Below are 17,376 nucleotides of genomic sequence, written 5' to 3' on the forward strand. Positions count from 1 at the left end.
TCCTCAGATTACTTACAATACCCCACCATTGCTTGTGATTACCTTTTTAAACCAGTCATAACTTTTCTTTTTATATCTAGCCATATCTTTTAAATCCGTGTCTGTGCGGTTCACATAGATAAAACCATAGCGTTTTTTCATTTCTCCCTGTGAACTAAGTATATCAATTGGTCCCCAGGTTAAAAAGCCCATGAGATCAACTCCATCCTCAGTGACAGCAAGTTTTAACTGATTGATATGCTCTTTGAAATAGTTAATACGATAATCGTCTTCCACCGTATTATTTTCATTCAGTTTTTCATCTACTCCGATTCCGCACTCAATTGTGAATACCGGCAGATGATAACGTTCATATATTTCCTTTACAGTCAGTCTAAGTCCAATCGGATCAATGGTCCATCCCCACTCGGTCTGTTCCAAATATTCGTTTTTCGGTGGATTCTGAAAAGCTCTCATTAAAACTGATGTGCCATTACTATCTTCTTCTGCTTTTATCGTTAACGACATATAGTAGCTATGGGCCAGAAAATCCATCTTGGCTGCCTTAAGATAATCCAGGTCTCCCTCTAAAAATTGCGGAGTAATGCCTTCACTTTCCCATTCATTCAGTAAATCGCTTGGATATTCTCCGTTCGCAAACACATCCAGCGTCTGGTAGTTGTAGCTGCGGCAGGCCTTCTGTGCTGCCAAGATATCCTCTGGCCTGCAGGTGGCCGGATAAATAGGCATAAAATTAACCATTCCACCTACTTTCGCATGTGGCGCATATTGACGTGCAAGGTGATATACAGAAGCGGATGCCAAAAACATATGGTGAATACTAGCTGCCTGAACCAATCTCTTTTCTTTCTCAGGAGTATTAGGAGGAAGTTGGAACAAGGCTACAAGAGAAGCAGCATTTTGTTCGTTAAAGGGGATATAGTATTTTACCTTTGTTCCAAAGCGCTTTATAACTGTTTCTACATACTTTTTATAACCTTCCAGGGTCTGACGGCCGTTCCAGCCGCCGTATTTATTAAACAAAGCCAATGGCAAATCAAAATGATGAAGACATACCACCGGTTCGATCTTATACTTTAAAAGCTCATCGATAACCTTTTCATAAAAAAGCAGACCTTCTTCATTAACCTCACCTTCTCCATCTGGTAGTATCCGTGCCCAGCTAAGAGAGAAACGATACGCGGAAAAACCCATCCCTGCAAACAGCGCAATATCTTCCTTGTAGCGATGATAAAAATCAATCGCTGTCTTCCAATCTGAACCGTATTTTGTTATACCTTGTGCATCATAAGTGGTAAGGCCTTTTCCTCCCTCATTCCACGCACCCTCTGTCTGCATACTGGATACAGAACCACCCCACATAAAATCTTTTTTAAATACACCCACTATACCATCTCCTTCTCTAATTTGTATGAATTTAGCAATAAGTTACAGCTAGTAGTGAAACTACTTGTATTGTTATTGTATCAAATTAGTGTTATTATAGTTGTAATATTTTAAGGTTTTTATAACTATTGTGAGGTGATTTTATGAGCAGGAAACAGGCTGAAGAAGCAGTCAAACACATGCTGATATCCGGTTATGGCCACTATTCCCGGGCAGATGAACATAAGGTGATTACAGCCTTTTTGCAAGGATCCCAGATACAGCCGACCGACGTTCTAATGAAAGACCTGCAATTTTCTGTGGATGCCATGAACGACTTTCCCCTTGCAGTACAGCCCCTTCGGGGAATAAAGAATAGTTTAATCTGCTTAGTTGCTGTTATATGCCGTTATGCTGCTGATCTAGGTGCAGATGATGAGCGTTGCTATGCTCTCAGTGATTACTATATTAATGAGATTGAAACCCGGGTTGATAAAAATAATTGGAATGAGGTATTTTCAGAGATAATAAATCATTATATAAAACTGGTCGGTCTTGGAAGAGAAGGAAAATATTCCCTGACTATTCGCAGAGCCATCAACTTTATAAACCAGCATATTTATGAAGCCTGTAGTCTTAAGGATGTTTCACTTGCTCTTAAGGTACATCCTAACTATCTGTCTGCATTATTTAAGACAGAGACCGGTGTTTCACTGTCTCATTATATCAGAGATAAAAAAATAAGTGAGGCAAAAAATCTGCTTCGGGATACCGATTATTCAATTTCAGAGATTTCAGAAATGCTGGGGTACAACAGTTTATCCTATTTTTCAAAGGTGTTCCATCAGATTTGCTCATGTAGTCCAAAGGAATATTTGACAAACCATAATCTCTTTATTCCTCTAAAAGATAATTGAAGGGATAGCATTCAAGACCAAGCCACCATTTTTTGAGGAGGCGCTGCGGCACCTCCCGGTATATAATGCTCCTACTTTCTCAACGTAAAAATGCTATATAAGTGTTGCTAAAAACATCAGTGAAATGATTCATTATGACAGTTACTATGGGTTTGTATCTATTATTAAAGACATTGTAACTGCCATAGAACCTTAAGAAAATTTCCTTATTTAACGTATGCTTTGTGGAAATCTAAATATATTGTAAGGGTCATACATCTGTTTCACACTACGCAGCTTTGCTGCATTATCCCCCCAATATGCCCGTTCGTAATCTACCAGGTCACTACTGGGAAAATTCACATAGGAACCAACTGTAACTCTATTAATATAGTTAAGACGGCTCTGCACCCATTCTGTATTTAACTTTGCATACTTATCCTCTGCCCAGATTGACTGCAAGCCCACCACAAAAGGGGAATACCGATAGAAGAACGCCGACTCTTGGGGAGCAATTTTCGACACTTGACCGCCTAATGCATACAAGGTTAAGCCGGTAAATATGGATCCTTCCGGATAGTTCCGCATCATATTTACCATTCTCTCTATTTCCTCTACTCTCAGTGGTCTTCCAATAAACCGCCCTGAGGACTTGAATTTCTCCGAAGCCGGAATCGTATCTTCAATTGCTTTAATAGCCTCGTAAATAGTCATCTCTTTAAAGCTAGCTTCACATCCAGGTAAATTGGTCAGTAATTCCAACGCTTGCTCCGCCTGAAGTTTAGAACCAAAATAAATGCCGCGGGCAAATATGGCATATCCTTCTGCCTGATCATGATAGACAGGTGCCTGTAAAGTGATACGTTCGTCCGAACGACTGAGCCATCTCTGCCATGTACGGATGAAGCGTATCTGTGCTGATGCATCAGTATTTGGATAGTACAGAGCTGCCAGCGTTACACATTCAACTTTTTTCGGCAATCGGAATATGGTTCTCACAGCTACTCCAAAATTGCCATCTCCTGCACCTTTCAGCGCCCAATATAACTTAGGATTTTTTTCCCTGCTTGCCGTAATTAACTGTCCGTCCGCATTTACCAGCTCAACAGCTTCAAGACTGTCGCACCCAAGACCCAATAAACGGCTCATCGGTCCGGAACCTCCTCCCATTGCATAGCCGGCTACTCCTACCGTTGGGCAAGAGCCTCCTGGAAAAGGATACCCCTGAGGCGATACCAAATCATATATCATGCTGTTGTTCACTCCACCTTGTGCAGCTACACTGCTACTGTCCATATCTAAACCCACCAGCTTGCTCACATCAATTACAAGCACACCGTTGCCTGTAGAATACCCCTCATAATTATGCCTGCCATTGCGTACACGAAATGGAACACAGTTATGGCGTGCCCACTTAATTGCATTTATTATATCATCTATGGTTCCACAAAATACTATGGCTCCCGGAAATTTTTCTATTGCCCTGTTCCACATCAGCCTTGCTTCTTTATAAGCAGGATTGCATGGTGTCACCAGGGTTCCGGTAAGACTGTCATAAGATATCATATTGTCACCTTCTCGATTTACTCAAAAATAAAATGGTACTTGATATATTATTCGTCTGTCAACATTATGTTACATAATTCTATATTCTCTCGCTTCCTTCGACACCTATTAACAGCTTTTATCATGGGGGCTGGTGCACAAGTCCAAATAAATACTCTTCTCCATCAAGTTTAAATTAAGACTTTCCATTTATTTACCACAAAGTCAAGACCAAGCCCTGTTCCGCCTGTAGGTACGTCCGTAAGGTCTGACTTACTTTTGCTGGATTTGCTGCGCTTTACTTTGTTCTGATATAATAGAAATATATTTATCAAGCTGTATCTCTTCTAATTCCATCAGCATATTAGTAAAATCTTCCAAGATACCCTCCGCTGCATATTTATCTAATGCATTGTAATAATCCAGTCTGTTTTCTTTTGCTATAGAAATTGGTAAGAAACCACAGCTTAGCAGTTGATAATTCATAATCAGTCTGGATGTCCTGCCGTTGCCATCTTGAAAGGGATGAATTCGAACAAATTCCGCATGGGTCCAGGCTGCCAACTCAATTGGATTCATATCTTTTTTATAAACTAAATCTGCGAAGAAGTTCTTTATCTGAACATACATTTCATTTTTAGCAGGTGGTATATGACTAGCACCGCTAATAACAACTTCTTCATTTCGATATATCCCACCGACTATGATATTCTCCATGACAATCGCATGAATATCTTTTACTATTTGTTCATTCAATAGAAGTCCTTCTTTGCTGCATTGCTTCACATATCGGAAGGCTTTTTTATGATTTACAACTTCATATATTTCTCTAATCGCTTTTCCACCAATGGAAATGCCATCTTCCAATACTACTTTCGTTTCCATGAGTGTAAGGGTATTTCCTTCGATTGCAGTAGAATTATGTGTAAATTCCACTTCAAACGCATCATTATAAGATTCAACAGTCACTTCATGAAGTGTATTCTTTCCATTTTGATATACTTTTTGTTTTTCTAATATTCTGTTAAAGTCCAAGATTTCACCTCATTTCGCGTTGTAGTAGTTTGCTAACAAATTTTTACTTACTTTATGATCCATTATACCATACTAATTATAAATAGTAAGATTACATTTTATCTTATTTCTTATGTAGCAGGCTATACCACCACCTGTAAACCAGCCCGGTAATAATAATATTAAAATGGTCAAAAAAGGTACCCCCCTAAGTTTGCAGCCGCTTAATTAATAACTATACTACCTGATTGAGCTTGTTTTCAGGCTCTTGGCCATTCTCTACACGTCTTATATTATTTACAAAGAAATCATATCTTTTTTTATGAAATTTTAGACCGTCAGGCATACCTGCCGTATGGGGAGTAAGTATCACATTACGCAGATTCCGAAGTTCACTGTCGGTTGAAAGTGGTTCAGATTCAAACACATCCAGGCATGCTCCTGAAATATCTCCATTTTTTAAAGCATCTATTAAGTCTTTTTCATTGACAATTCCACCCCGGGCTGTATTAATAAAAAGTGCGGTATTCTTCATTTTCTTGAATACCTCTTTGTCAATCAGTTGTTTGGTTTGTGGATTTAAGGATGCATGTACTGTTACTATGTCTGACTCACTTACAAGATTATCAAAATCCGTCATTTTCACAAAACCGTCAGATTGTGCAACAGCTTTTCTGGCATAAGCCAGCACATTCATATCAAAAACCCTGCAAAACTCAGCTACTTTTTTACCGATAGCGCCAAAGCCTACAATTCCAATTGTTTTACCTGCTAACTCACTTCCTATATAATCTAGTTTACTTTCATCTATCCGGTTTTTCATGAAAGCATCAAGAAAGGGTATGTTTTTATAATAAGATAAGATCAATGCCATTACGTGCTCGGCTACTGCCTGTGCATTCACTCCTGACGCATTAGCCACCCATATGTCTTGTTGCGTGCAGGCCTTAATATCTACATTATCATATCCTGCACCTGTCTGTACCAGTCTTAAATTTTTTGCTTTTGACAGCAGGTTGTCATCCACTTTAATATGTTCCGGAATGATTACCTGGCAATCTTCAATATGCTTTCGCATTTCTTCTCCTGGAGGAACAATTACTATATCCCAGTCTTTTGGGAAATGATTAGTAATATTAGATTTAGAAACCTGGGTAAAATAACCGACTATAAGAATTTTCATTATTAAACCACCTTTCATGCCTCTGCCCTATTTCAAATAAAATTCATTTGTGGTTTTCAATTAGAAACCCACAGCTTAAAAGCTATATATTGGGTAAAGATCTCAGATTTTCATATATTACTCCTTGTTTTAATATACTCAATCCTCATCATATAGTCAAGTATTTCACTTATGTGTTACCTTGAATTTAAAAAGGGTCCTAACTTGATGCTATTATTTATTTAATATCCTCACTATCTCTTTATGAAATTATAGTTTCGCATGAAGAATAGCCTTTCTTTATACCGATATACCTATTTAGTAGAGTGGTATTACCCATTAACTTCTCTATTTTTCAATTGAATATTTTTCTTTTATAGAGTCTAGTTCTTCCTTGCTGTGATAGGAACCTGCTCGGATAACAGCATTAATCTTGTGAAGATTCCCAACACTCTCGATGGGATTTGCATCCAGTAGTACTAAATCAGCAGCCTTGCCAGTTTCTACCGTACCCATATCCTGAAGACGCCCCAGAAACTCAGCTCCATTAAGGGTAGTCATCTGAAGAACATGAAGCGGTGAGATGCCTGCCTTCTCAAGCTCGTCAAATTCCTTGTGAATAGCATCACCTTCGCTTCCATCGGTCCCAGCCATCATTTTAACACCTTCCAGATCGTAGGTCCTGACAAGACTTAAATATAAATCATAGAGCTGCTGTGCTGTGGCCTCGCTGCTCCCGCCAAACAGACCGGTATACATACGCACCATAGTCGGGCATTGCCATGTATTATATTGGACATAGACATCGGCAAGCTCTTTTGCCTTTTCTTCACTATAAGTGTTAATGATATGCTTTAGCTGTGTTTCATCTTTTTCTCCTCCTGAAGTCTTAGTACCCCACTTTATGAATTGCTCGTTCACAAAATGCTGAAGCCCCCTGATCTTCATAAACTGTACGAAGATTGGATTTTCAAATAATTTGGCAGGAACCCCTGTTGTCTGGGCTCTTAAGGCTTTCTCATCTGTTGAGCAGGATATCAGAGCGCCGAAGTTGATGCCAAAGTGTTCTACACTGTGAAAGCCATTTTTTGAAACCTCTTTTAAGTCCATATCGGGAAGCACATGCCCCTCAACCGGAATACCGAGTTTGTTCGCCTCTGCCTGAATGGCCTGAAACACATCTGGTGAAACACCACCAACTTTTATAAAAGCAGCCCCAGCAGCCTGCTGCTGGCGGACTAATTCCGCAGCAATCTCCGGCGTTAATGCATTCATGGGTGTCATGATATCGCCAGGCATGGTAAGCAGTGCCGGTTCTTCCAAAGAGCTGGTAAAGGCACCGGATCTCCATTCCTTTAAAAGTTCGACGGAACCGCTCATCTGTCTGAATCCGGTTACACCATTGGCAAGCAGAAGAGCCATCGATTCCTTCGTATACTCCTCCCCAACCACATGCATATGCATGTTCAGATACCCTGGAACGACATACGTTCCGGTTGCGTCAATGATTTTTGCATCTTTGTCCGCTTTGATTGTACCAGCAGCTGCAATGTCCTTGATTTTTCCATTTTCGCACAGAATGCTCATATTAGAAGTAAGATTACCCGTTCTCGTATCCACTATCGTTAAGTTATTCAGCAAGAGCTGATAGGAAGCGCTGGGCTGTTCCAATTTCTGCGGGATATAAGGCTGAATATTCATTGAAGGCTGACCGGCAAAGAGACCGGTCCAGGCAACAGCTAGCGCTAATAACCAACAGAGGGGGACTCTAAAGCCACGCCAGAATTTCGTACTTCTTATGAAAATGAGCCAGCCAATACAGACCGCCAGAATCAGATAAGCAAACCATCGCTCCCTGCTGCTGATCATCAGCACTAGAATAACACCGAACAAAAGCACTAATAATAGTGCAAAACCAATCGTCTTTAAAATATTTCTTTGCTTCATCGTATTATCTCCTTTACCAATTTTATTATTTGTTGCATTCTATACTATTACTCAAAAATTAAGTGGTAAGGGGATTAAAATTAAGAATTATTAAGAAAAGGCATCTTAATAATTCTTAATTTATTTTGTATTACTCTATAATTTATCTGTGTTATAATTGCATGAAAAGAATTAAAGTGAGGTATCAAATATGAAGAATATACTAATTGTAGATGATGACACCGCTATTGCTCGTCTGATAGCAGATGCTTTAGAGGATGAGGGTTTTCATGCCACCCTCTTATATAATGGCGAATCTGCTTTAAAACTAATTAACGATACCGAGTTTGAGTTAATTATTTTAGATATTATGATGCCAAAGATGGATGGACTAACACTCTGCCGAAAAATCCGCGATAAGGTTTCCTGCCCACTCCTCTTTTTGACCGCTAAAAGCAGAATGGTTGATACACTAATAGGATTAGAAATGGGTGCTGATGACTATATTTCAAAGCCATTTAAAGTAGAAGAACTGGTTGCACGAGTGAAAGCTCATATCCGGCGAGAACATCGTGAAACAGAAAAAGCAAAAGGAACTACCCTGGAATTTGATACTATTACGATTAATAAGGAACGTTACGAAGTATATAAAAACCGGCAGCCTGTTGAGCTTACGCACCGGGAGTTTCAAATTCTATGTTATTTTATTGAAAATTCTGGACAGGTTCTTTCCAAGGAGCAGATTTTTAACGAAGTATGGGGTCCTGATTACGGCGATATCGGTACCGTCGCGGTAAATATTAAAAACTTACGTTCCAAGCTCGATCCAAATAATGAATATTTAAAAACGGTATGGGGGGTCGGATACAAATTGGTAATGCCCCAGAGGCAGAGCTTATGAGTATGCGTTATAAATTGGCCTTCACAGTACTGATTGCATTACTCGTCAATATACTCGGACTGATGCTGTATTATAATCTTTTCATTTCAACTAGGGTTTCTACTCATTTTGATGAAAGACAAGCAGCACTAGATCAAGATATGCAGAAAATATCAAAGGAAGTAAGTACCTCTGGGGATTATCAGGACTATTTAACTCAGCTCTCTAAAAAAAAGGGCTACGACATCAAGCTACAGTCCTTAGATGATAACGTAGTTTTTGAAACAAAGAATTCTCAGGACGCTTCGCTTTTTATCAGATCAACGGTAATCGTTCATTTATCCGGAGAGATCTACCTGCTGAGGGTCACTAAATCTTTGTCTATTCAGAATGGATATGATATACCTCTTATCCGTATACTATTAGAAGCAGAAATAGTAATTCTATTTTGCATCCTATTGACGGTAACGATTGTACTGTATCTCCAGTATGTTAAACCAATTGAAAAATTACAGAAATCCATAAAAGAGTATACTACGGGAAACGTACCCGAGCCTATCAAAAGAGTGGATGAAATTGGAAAGCTGCAGCATAGTTTTGTGCAATTAGCTAACAATTTAAGTGAGGAAAAGCAAAAACAAAGCCGTATCATCGCTTCTATTTCTCACGACATTAAAACTCCCCTTACCTCAGTAATGGGTTATACCGAACGACTCAAGAGCGGAAAGCTGTCTGAAGACCGTAAAATGAGCTACATTGATACAATATATGAAAAAGCAGAGGTTATAAAAACTCTGATAGGCGAGTTTGATGATTATCTGAGTTTCAATCTCCAGCCTTCTTTCAGTAAGCAGAAATTGTCCGTGGACAAACTAATTCAATTGATTCGAGAGGATTATAAGGATGATATGGAAAGTACGGGAATACACTTTCTTATAATAAATGAGTGCGGACCGGTAAATATCTTAGCGGATCTTTCAAAAATCCGCAGGGTTTTCAGTAATATCATCGGCAACAGTATGAAACATTTTGGAGGCACTGAAAATCCTGCAATTTCTGTGAAATGTTCGCAAATAAATAAGAAAGTTCTGTTTCAGATTTCGGATAACGGTATGGGCGTTCCAAAAGATATTCTAAGTTATATTTTTGAACCCTTTTTCACCTCTGATGATAGCCGGAACGTAGCAGGCTTAGGTCTATCTATATGCAAAGAAATTATTGAATCTCATGAAGGCAGAATATGGGCTGAAAACAATCCTTTCTCTGGACTTAGCATTTTCCTTGAACTTCCCATATCCTAAGTAGTTGATTGAAACCTCTTTTGCTAATAATAGCCATACTCAATCTTCCTTAATTGAAACAGATTCAGTTGATAATTTCACCCTTGCTTTTTGCCAGATCTTCACGCCACTTGCTTCGTTGTGCAGTTGTCAGCTTCGCCCACTCGGTTTCCTCACCAACAATTCTTAAAGGTTCTTTTGAGCGATAAGAACGTGTTAAGTTGCCTGGAAATTTTTTATCGGTTACATTAGGGTCGTTTTCAAATTCACCTGTTGGCTCTATTATATAAACGCGTTCTCTGCCTTCTCCCTTCGCTAACGCAGCAGCAAGTCCTGCACCATTGGTATTGGCTGTGAAATAAATGTGATTCATTTGGAGCTCCGGTTTATAATTTGAAATTCCTCCCGCTGTCAGTAAATCACCAACTTTTAAATCTGCCTTAGTCCCATGATAAAACGGTCCTTTATCAGTAGGTGCCCCTTTGTAGGATTCCGATAATTCATAATTTCTTTTTGCATGATCGGAGTCACCCAACTCCTCATAACACTTTGAAATGTTTACATATAAGGTTGAGTACGCACTCTTTACATTATCATCATTTATATTCAGCGCGCATTGTAAAGATGTTTCCATCCATTTTAATTTGTCTGTAATATTCGTTTCTTGACGAGCTAAATGATAAGCTGCAATAAATTTTTCATAGTCATCTGTTGCTTCATTCCAGGCTTTCTGAAACATCGTACCTGCTTCTTCTGCGTTCCCACTATCTTCTAAACTCATTCCTATTACACAGAGTTTTATAACATTGTTATTGGGATCAAATTTTGTACTCATCTAATTCTACCTCCAAATTATTAAAAATTCCCTATCGATATCAATACACAACACCACAAGAATACTGATGGCAGAGCAAAATCGCCAGAATGCAGATTGGAATCGCCAAGCTCAATCTTCAATCCATATCCGACAAATAAGCATATCCATGATCGATTAAATCCTTTAAATATTCATCAAAGCTATCCGCGATTACTTTAAATTCATCCGGATCATGCAAAAATCGGATAATTTGACCGCAAACCCCTTCCTCCGATGGGTTAAAATCGATATATAATCTTGATGACCCACCATTGTTCATACAGTCAGCAAAATGGATATAGTTTCCCTTAAGAAGCCCCTCAGGCATAATCTTTAGATCTACCGCATCTTCATCTTCATACAAAACATAAGAAACATCCTCATCTTCTTGTGAACTTTCCAGTATCTGCTGTGCCGACATCAAATAATAAGGATATCTACCTTCATCCACATCCGAGCCTAAGATACAAACTGCAATTTTCTTCTCTCCATATTGTCTCCAATAGGTGCCGTCAATATTTATAAGCAGGTCAATCAGTGCTTGAGGGATTTTGGGATATTTTAATTTCAACTCGTTAATATCCTCTATCGCAGCACCTGTCGCTACTTCTAATTCCAGTCTCTCACCAGGTCGTAATGCTCCTTTTAACCCAGTTAAAAATCTTTCTACCACCTCTATCATTTCGTAATCCTCCTAAATACCAGAATTTTTAAAAAAATCCAGACCTAAGAATATACTTCAAAGGTCTGTTTTTCACTCATAGCTCATGTCTTGTCTACGATACACATTGATCTATTTTTCTATAATTGGTACCCACAGCTCATGTTTGATTTTATGACCTGGTCCTAGAAAGTGTTCAATACAAGGCTGATTAGCCAGTTCATAACCTGATGCTGGAAGCCATTCAGAATATAGCCTTTTCCAGGCATCAACAATATTAGGGAATACAGCATATAAGCTAGGTTGTATGATTAGCTCTTCCATCCCAGCCGGTACCTCATTGTCATATCGCACTCCCATGAAGTAATCAAATTCATCCTCCATAATAGCCGCTTCTTTACCGCAAATACCCACAAGGCTTTCCAGCTTGCATTTTGGATTTACCCAAGACATGTCAATCAGTGCTTGTTTGTAACCATCCTTTTTTGATTTGCTCCACAATGCGGGTATCTCTTTGAAGGCACGAGAAGTTTTTACACACTGCCGAACTCCAACAAAACGTAGAACAAAATCAATTTTTTCAATACGATACTCCATTTCAATATCTCCTTTTATTTTAATTTGAAGGGAGATACGCGAGAAGGCCTTTAACTGTACACTATTCTCTCTGGCTGCATTCGGTGTGATACCATGTAATTTCTTAAATGCCCTTGTAAAAGCATCAGACGAGTCATAACCATATTTCAAGGCGATATCAATGATTTTGGTATTACTTGTCTGAATATCAAAAGCTGCTTTTGTAAGGCGTCTGCGACGAATGTACTCTGACAATGAGATTCCTGTTAAAGAGGAAAACATCCTGGAAAAATGAAACTCGGAACAGTAGGCTGTCCGTGCAACTACGGAATATTCAATTTTACCATCAAGGTTATCCTCAATATAATCTATTGCCAGATTAAATCTGCTAAGCCAATCCATATACCTCTCCCTTTCACAAATTATTATATAGAGGATACTTATTATATGCCCTGCAAACCATGCCTAAAAATGCAGGGTTGTAAAACAATACTTCTTTTATATTTTTTCAAAGGTTACTTTACTATTTACTAAATATTTTCTCATTATTGCCACTAATCTTATATACTCCTGTGTGACTTATAATCATTATAATAACATTTGCTTTATAAAGCTACCATAATTTAACTTGTTTTACAATTATAATACATAAATCCTTTTTCTCTGCATTAACTCTTTAAACTATTACTATATTTAGTCAATATAAACAAAGAAAAGCAACCAGCGTTATCGCCGATTGCTTATTCTTCTGCTAAAAAACAAGTTCATATTGCAAACAATACTGAGTAACCTCATAAAACCAAGCTTTCAATAGACAAATGGTCTTATATCAGTGAAATTGTCTTTTATTACCGATAATTATCGGTTTTAGGAGCCAGACCTAAAGGCAATTTCACAATAAAAACACTACCATTCCCAAGCTCGCTTTGTACTTCAATGGTTCCTTCACATAATTCAGTAATTTTCTTAACTAAAGTCAAACCCAATCCATTTCCGGCTACTGAGTGGGAGGTGTCTCCCTGAAAGAATTTGTCAAATATATGACGTATGGTTTCATCATTCATTCCGCATCCGTTATCTTCAAGCCGAAAGATTGCCATATGTCCGCTTTGCCATAAGTCTACTTTTATTACTCCACCTGCTTTCGTAAACTTAATGGAATTATCAAGAAGATTAATCCAAATCTGCTGGATTAGATTTTTTTCACCAAGTATTTCAATTCCATCTTCAAGACTAACGTCAATGTGAAGATTTTTATCACTCCACTTTGGTTCTAACATAACAATCGCCAGTCTGATTTGTTCATCTAAACAGTAGATTGTTTTTTCACGAACGATCTCCGTGCTTTCTATTTTGGAAAGATTAAGAACGTTCGTGGATAGATGAACCAGCCGCTCGGATTCCTGGACAATTATATTTAAGTACTCCTGCTTTTCCTCATCACTGATATCACCCGCCTGCAATAGTTTGGCAAATCCACTAATGGAAGTAATGGGAGTTTTGAACTCGTGAGAAAAGTTTCTTACAAAGTCGTTTCGCAGGGTTTCGATACCTTTTAACTCCTGAACCATCTTATTGAAACTTCCTGCAAGGGCATCCAATTCAAAGACAAAACTGCCGTTTACCATAACCGAGAAATTACCCTGAGATACCTTTTCCGTGGCTTTCATCATGTTCCGTATTGGCTTAACCGAGCGCCGGCTTAATAAGGTTGCTATTACTACACCACAAAAAATACTGATATATACCATTATGGAGATTGCCCGGATTGGACTTGCGGTACCTTCTAAATCCAGAATGCCTAGTTTGATTAGCAAATAAGCAATCAAGCCAGCTGATAAAATGGACAAGAGCATAACGAGAAAAACCAAGGCCACCAGGGAAACCGCAAGACTAATCCTTGGATGCCCCTTTTTACTTTGCTTCATAAGCGCCTCCTGATTTTATACCCCAGACCGCGCACAGTCACTATCTCAAAATCGGGGTTATCTCTAAATTTATCCCGTAATCTATTTATATGAACATTCAAAGTATGCTCGTCTGTTTCAGTCTCCAATCCCCAAAATTCATCCATTAGTTGATTGCGGGTGAAAATCATATTAGGATAACTCATAAGCTTAAATAAAAGCTGGAATTCTTTCTTTGGTAAAGTATGTTGTTCCCTTTTCCAGGAAACAGAAAGTGTATTGTAATCCGCTGTGGTTTCACCCATGACAATTCTGTGTTCACTGGCAATTTGTGCCCGGCGTAAAAGGGCCTTTACCCGCAATAGCATTTCTTGTTCATCAAAAGGTTTTGTCATATAATCATCCGTTCCGGCGAGAAAACCCTTATGCTTGTCTTTCATCTCCTGATTGGCGGTTACCATCAGTATTGGAATATTCTCTCCCACCTCCCGCAGTTGCTGGCAAAATTCATTTCCATCCATGCGAGGCATCATCAAATCCAAAACAATCAAATCAAATCGCTGTGTTTCCATCCTCTCAAGTGCTTCCAGACCATCTTTTGCAATATATGTGTTATATCCGCCGCGCTTTAGAACAGCGCACATTAGTTTCTGGGTATTTCTATCATCTTCAACAATTAAAATATCAAACACTACAGGTCACCTCAGTTACATTTAATATATTTGGTAATTGCGAAACTCTACTATTGTATCTATGTACCATGCAATTAATACAATTTCAGAGCTGAATCTTGCCCAGAGGGCAACTGAAGCTATGAAATTCGTATTAATTGTATGGTATATTCAGAAAACTAAAAAGTTTCGCAATTACTAAATATATTATATCACTTATAAAGTAAACTGAACATCAACGAAATTTTAAGTGAAAATTGAGGTTCAGTTGATGTTTTATAATTAAAGTACAATATAGCGTTAACTTAAGTAACCGACGCTTAAAGAACTTCACAAAGGAGTGTATAGGTTGAAAATAAATTATTCAACCGCAAGTTTGTGCTTGCGCACCACAAACTTGGTATGTGCAAAGAGCGTGCGCAAGAATAGAGGTTAAAATGGAAAAATTACGTAGTGACGGCTCTGCTGCAATACAGTTGGATGGTCTCACAAAAAATTTTGGTGATTATCGTGCGGTCAGCGATCTATCACTTGAAGTAAATGGTGGTGAAATATTCGGGTTTCTTGGTTTGAATGGAGCTGGCAAATCAACCACAATTAAAATGATGTTGTCATTGTTAAAACCCTCGTCCGGCAGTATCTATATGCTGGGGAATAAAGTTGATTCCGGAACTCACAAGCTGTGGGAGCAAGTTGGATATTTGGAGGATGCTACTTATTATCCAGGACTTACCGTAATAGAAAATTTAGACCTTGCCCGAAGGCTGCAAATGATTTCTGACCGCCAATCCATTACCAAAGTGATACAAAAGCTAGGTTTAGAACCACATAAGAATAAGAAAGCAAAAAATCTTTCTCTGGGAAACAAACAAAGGCTGGGGTTAGCGAAAGCAATGATTCACAATCCGAAAATATTAATTTTGGATGAACCAATTAATGGTCTTGATCCCGCCGGTGTTGTAGAAATCCGACAAATGCTTTTGGATTTATCAAAGAATTTTGGAGTTACTGTTTTTATATCCAGTCATCAACTGGAAGAACTTTCGAAGCTGGTGGATCGGATTGGCATCGTCCATGAAGGGCGGTTAATTCAGGAAATCAAAATGACACATTTAGAGCAGTCTTTACAAAAACACCTGGTTCTTAATAGCCGCGATAACAATGCCATGAAACATATACTCACAGAGCATGGATATCGTTTTAAGGAAAACACAGATGGACGCTTATTGCTTTTCGAGGTTTCTGCAACGGAACAACCTGAAAGATTAGCTGAATTGCTGGTTCGTTTTGGACAGCCCCCAACACAGCTAAACATCGTTACCGAGGATTTGGAAGGTTATTTTTTACGTGTTATTCAGAGTGCAAGGAGGATACAAGAATGAAAATCATATCATTTATATATTGCGAAGCCCTTAAAGTATTGCGTTCAAGTGTTTTTTGGATTGTTGTTGTCGCGTTTGCCACGATGCCGATTATGCTTGGTTTAGTCACCTATATTAATGCCCCAGATGCCGGCTGGGAACCTTATTTAACTGATTTGCTCGGTACCAGCACTGCTCTTTTGGTGATTGGATTCTCATTCACCGCATGCTGGGTCTTCGGACGGGAATACGCAGATAAAACAATCAGTGAATTGCTGGTGAAACCAGTATCTAAACTTTATGTGGTTCTTTCAAAGTTCATCGTAATTTTTCTTTGGGATGTTTTGTTAGCCTTTTTCATGTTTGTTGTCGTATTCCTTATGGGTAATTTGATTGGTCTGACTGGCGGGACATGGTTGCTTATCATGAATAGTTTTCTTTCTTTTATGGCAGCATCCCTGCTCACTATGGTTGTCAGTACGATAAGTGCCCTATTGGCAAATGTCAGTAGGGGTTATTTAGCTCCCATTGGTCTTGCGTTCCTGATTGTGGTTATTTCCAATGTCGTTGCCCAGGCTGGTCTTGCTGCTTATTTCCCTTGGACAATTCCGGCATTATTTATTTCTAAGGTTCCTCTTAGTATGACTAGCATCGCCATACTTGCAATAACGGGAATTATTGGGTTTGCTGGAACAGTCGCATGTTGGAGGTTTGCTGAACAGCAATAGGTTTAAACCAATCTTTTATGTAAAGATGATAGAATATAAGTGACTAATACACATCTTTAGGGTCTATCGTTGTCCATATAGACCCTGGAGATGTTACTATTTACAAGGAGTATGAACGATGTGAATTCTTAAAGAAAACCTATATGTGGTCTTTAACTATTACTCTCTTGAAGATTCTGGCAACAGACTAGTTTTTTCTCCAAATGATGATGTATATTATGATTCACTGCTAGTCCTGCATTTTCACTATACTTGAATGTGTATAGCAACTATATTACAATGTGTATAGTTGCCATACACATTGATATAATTACTTTTCGATATTTAAACACTTTTATTCTCGTTATCCTCAGGCTCATTAATATACGAATCATTTTGCAGAAATACGGAATAGTCATATAGATAAAATGGAACACAGAAGCATTGAGAAAAAGAATTTAAAAATGATTGAAGTATTCTTTGGTCAATTTTGAATTTTTGTTGATACCATCGTTCTTTAGCCTCACTATTATCAAAAGTTTGATGGTTACTCATTTTCTTTTTCACGG

General features: G+C 38.4%; 16 protein-coding genes. 5 read left to right on the forward strand and 11 right to left on the reverse strand.

The features are described 5' to 3' along the window. Nucleotides 1-12: 12 nt before the first annotated feature. Complete coding sequence (locus tag QA584_RS19705; protein WP_278270817.1) at nt 13-1,386, reverse strand: glycoside hydrolase family 1 protein; 1,374 nt, start codon at nt 1,384-1,386, stop codon at nt 13-15. A gap of 143 nt (nt 1,387-1,529) precedes the next feature. On the opposite strand from QA584_RS19705, the gene QA584_RS19710 reads away from it, so the two are divergent. Next, complete coding sequence (locus tag QA584_RS19710) at nt 1,530-2,282, forward strand: helix-turn-helix transcriptional regulator (protein WP_278270818.1); 753 nt, start codon at nt 1,530-1,532, stop codon at nt 2,280-2,282. 210 nt (nt 2,283-2,492) lie between these two features. On the opposite strand, the gene QA584_RS19715 is transcribed toward QA584_RS19710, so the two are convergent. From QA584_RS19715 to QA584_RS19730, 4 genes are all read right to left on the reverse strand, one after another. Further along, a complete protein-coding gene (locus tag QA584_RS19715) occupies nt 2,493-3,827 on the reverse strand; it encodes an FAD-binding oxidoreductase (RefSeq protein ID WP_278270819.1) in 1,335 nt (444 codons plus the stop codon). A 252-nt stretch (nt 3,828-4,079) separates the two neighbouring features. Continuing rightward, the gene (locus QA584_RS19720) at nt 4,080-4,841 is read right to left on the reverse strand and encodes a Fic family protein (protein ID WP_278270820.1); all 762 of its coding nucleotides are present in this window, start codon (nt 4,839-4,841) and stop codon (nt 4,080-4,082) included. Nucleotides 4,842-5,055: 214 nt separating this feature from the next. Continuing rightward, on the reverse strand, nt 5,056-6,003 hold the full coding sequence (locus tag QA584_RS19725) for an NAD(P)-dependent oxidoreductase (protein WP_278270821.1): 948 nt from the start codon (nt 6,001-6,003) through the stop codon (nt 5,056-5,058). 327 nt (nt 6,004-6,330) lie between these two features. Continuing rightward, nucleotides 6,331-7,929 carry an amidohydrolase family protein gene (locus QA584_RS19730; RefSeq protein ID WP_278270822.1) on the reverse strand — a complete coding sequence of 533 codons (1,599 nt, stop codon included), beginning with the start codon at nt 7,927-7,929 and terminating at the stop codon, nt 6,331-6,333. A gap of 190 nt (nt 7,930-8,119) precedes the next feature. Here QA584_RS19730 and QA584_RS19735 point away from each other — a divergent pair, with 190 nt between their 5' ends. Next, nucleotides 8,120-8,809, forward strand: a complete 690-nt coding sequence (locus QA584_RS19735; protein WP_278270823.1) for a response regulator transcription factor — start codon at nt 8,120-8,122, stop codon at nt 8,807-8,809. After that, nucleotides 8,806-10,089 carry a sensor histidine kinase gene (locus QA584_RS19740; protein WP_278270824.1) on the forward strand — a complete coding sequence of 428 codons (1,284 nt, stop codon included), beginning with the start codon at nt 8,806-8,808 and terminating at the stop codon, nt 10,087-10,089. The genes QA584_RS19735 and QA584_RS19740 overlap by 4 nt, the downstream gene beginning before the upstream one ends. 64 nt (nt 10,090-10,153) lie before the next feature. Here the strand turns inward: QA584_RS19740 and arr are convergent, their stop codons facing one another. The 5 genes from arr to QA584_RS19765 all read right to left on the reverse strand — a co-directional run bounded on the left by arr (nt 10,154) and on the right by QA584_RS19765 (nt 14,760). Next, a complete protein-coding gene (gene arr / locus QA584_RS19745; RefSeq protein WP_278270825.1) occupies nt 10,154-10,903 on the reverse strand; it encodes an NAD(+)--rifampin ADP-ribosyltransferase in 750 nt (249 codons plus the stop codon). Between the two features lie 118 nt (nt 10,904-11,021). Then, nucleotides 11,022-11,606, reverse strand: a complete 585-nt coding sequence (locus tag QA584_RS19750; protein WP_278270826.1) for an SMI1/KNR4 family protein — start codon at nt 11,604-11,606, stop codon at nt 11,022-11,024. 111 nt (nt 11,607-11,717) lie between these two features. Then, complete coding sequence (locus tag QA584_RS19755) at nt 11,718-12,563, reverse strand: AraC family transcriptional regulator (RefSeq protein ID WP_278270827.1); 846 nt, start codon at nt 12,561-12,563, stop codon at nt 11,718-11,720. A gap of 446 nt (nt 12,564-13,009) precedes the next feature. Then, the gene (locus QA584_RS19760; RefSeq protein WP_278270828.1) at nt 13,010-14,089 is read right to left on the reverse strand and encodes a HAMP domain-containing sensor histidine kinase; all 1,080 of its coding nucleotides are present in this window, start codon (nt 14,087-14,089) and stop codon (nt 13,010-13,012) included. Next, the gene (locus tag QA584_RS19765; protein ID WP_278270829.1) at nt 14,086-14,760 is read right to left on the reverse strand and encodes a response regulator transcription factor; all 675 of its coding nucleotides are present in this window, start codon (nt 14,758-14,760) and stop codon (nt 14,086-14,088) included. Before QA584_RS19765 ends, QA584_RS19760 begins: the two co-directional genes overlap by 4 nt. Nucleotides 14,761-15,176: 416 nt before the next feature. On the opposite strand from QA584_RS19765, the gene QA584_RS19770 reads away from it, so the two are divergent. After that, nucleotides 15,177-16,121 (forward strand): ABC transporter ATP-binding protein, encoded by a 945-nt coding sequence (locus QA584_RS19770; protein WP_278270830.1) that lies wholly within the window; start codon nt 15,177-15,179, stop codon nt 16,119-16,121. Continuing rightward, entirely contained in the window at nt 16,118-16,828 is a 711-nt protein-coding gene (locus tag QA584_RS19775; RefSeq protein ID WP_278270831.1) for an ABC transporter permease, read from the forward strand. The genes QA584_RS19770 and QA584_RS19775 overlap by 4 nt, the downstream gene beginning before the upstream one ends. A gap of 324 nt (nt 16,829-17,152) precedes the next feature. On the opposite strand, the gene QA584_RS19780 is transcribed toward QA584_RS19775, so the two are convergent. After that, entirely contained in the window at nt 17,153-17,374 is a 222-nt protein-coding gene (locus tag QA584_RS19780) for a hypothetical protein (protein ID WP_278270832.1), read from the reverse strand. Between the last annotated feature and the right edge of the window lie 2 nt (nt 17,375-17,376).

The organism is Anaerocolumna sp. AGMB13025, assembly GCF_029689925.1.
Taxonomy (GTDB): Bacteria; Bacillota; Clostridia; order Lachnospirales; family Lachnospiraceae; genus Anaerocolumna.

What these genes read in the sequence shown, in the direction of transcription:
- QA584_RS19725 (WP_278270821.1), bottom strand. Translation starts at nt 6,003, where the DNA reads ATGAAAATTCTTATAGTCGGTTATTTTACCCAGGTTTCTAAATCTAAT.
- QA584_RS19740 (WP_278270824.1), top strand. Translation starts at nt 8,806, where the DNA reads ATGAGTATGCGTTATAAATTGGCCTTCACAGTACTGATTGCATTACTC.
- arr (WP_278270825.1), bottom strand. Translation starts at nt 10,903, where the DNA reads ATGAGTACAAAATTTGATCCCAATAACAATGTTATAAAACTCTGTGTA.
- QA584_RS19760 (WP_278270828.1), bottom strand. Translation starts at nt 14,089, where the DNA reads ATGAAGCAAAGTAAAAAGGGGCATCCAAGGATTAGTCTTGCGGTTTCC.
- QA584_RS19730 (WP_278270822.1), bottom strand. Translation starts at nt 7,929, where the DNA reads ATGAAGCAAAGAAATATTTTAAAGACGATTGGTTTTGCACTATTATTA.
- QA584_RS19715 (WP_278270819.1), bottom strand. Translation starts at nt 3,827, where the DNA reads ATGATATCTTATGACAGTCTTACCGGAACCCTGGTGACACCATGCAAT.
- QA584_RS19770 (WP_278270830.1), top strand. Translation starts at nt 15,177, where the DNA reads ATGGAAAAATTACGTAGTGACGGCTCTGCTGCAATACAGTTGGATGGT.
- QA584_RS19750 (WP_278270826.1), bottom strand. Translation starts at nt 11,606, where the DNA reads ATGATAGAGGTGGTAGAAAGATTTTTAACTGGGTTAAAAGGAGCATTA.
- QA584_RS19775 (WP_278270831.1), top strand. Translation starts at nt 16,118, where the DNA reads ATGAAAATCATATCATTTATATATTGCGAAGCCCTTAAAGTATTGCGT.
- QA584_RS19735 (WP_278270823.1), top strand. Translation starts at nt 8,120, where the DNA reads ATGAAGAATATACTAATTGTAGATGATGACACCGCTATTGCTCGTCTG.
- QA584_RS19710 (WP_278270818.1), top strand. Translation starts at nt 1,530, where the DNA reads ATGAGCAGGAAACAGGCTGAAGAAGCAGTCAAACACATGCTGATATCC.
- QA584_RS19755 (WP_278270827.1), bottom strand. Translation starts at nt 12,563, where the DNA reads ATGGATTGGCTTAGCAGATTTAATCTGGCAATAGATTATATTGAGGAT.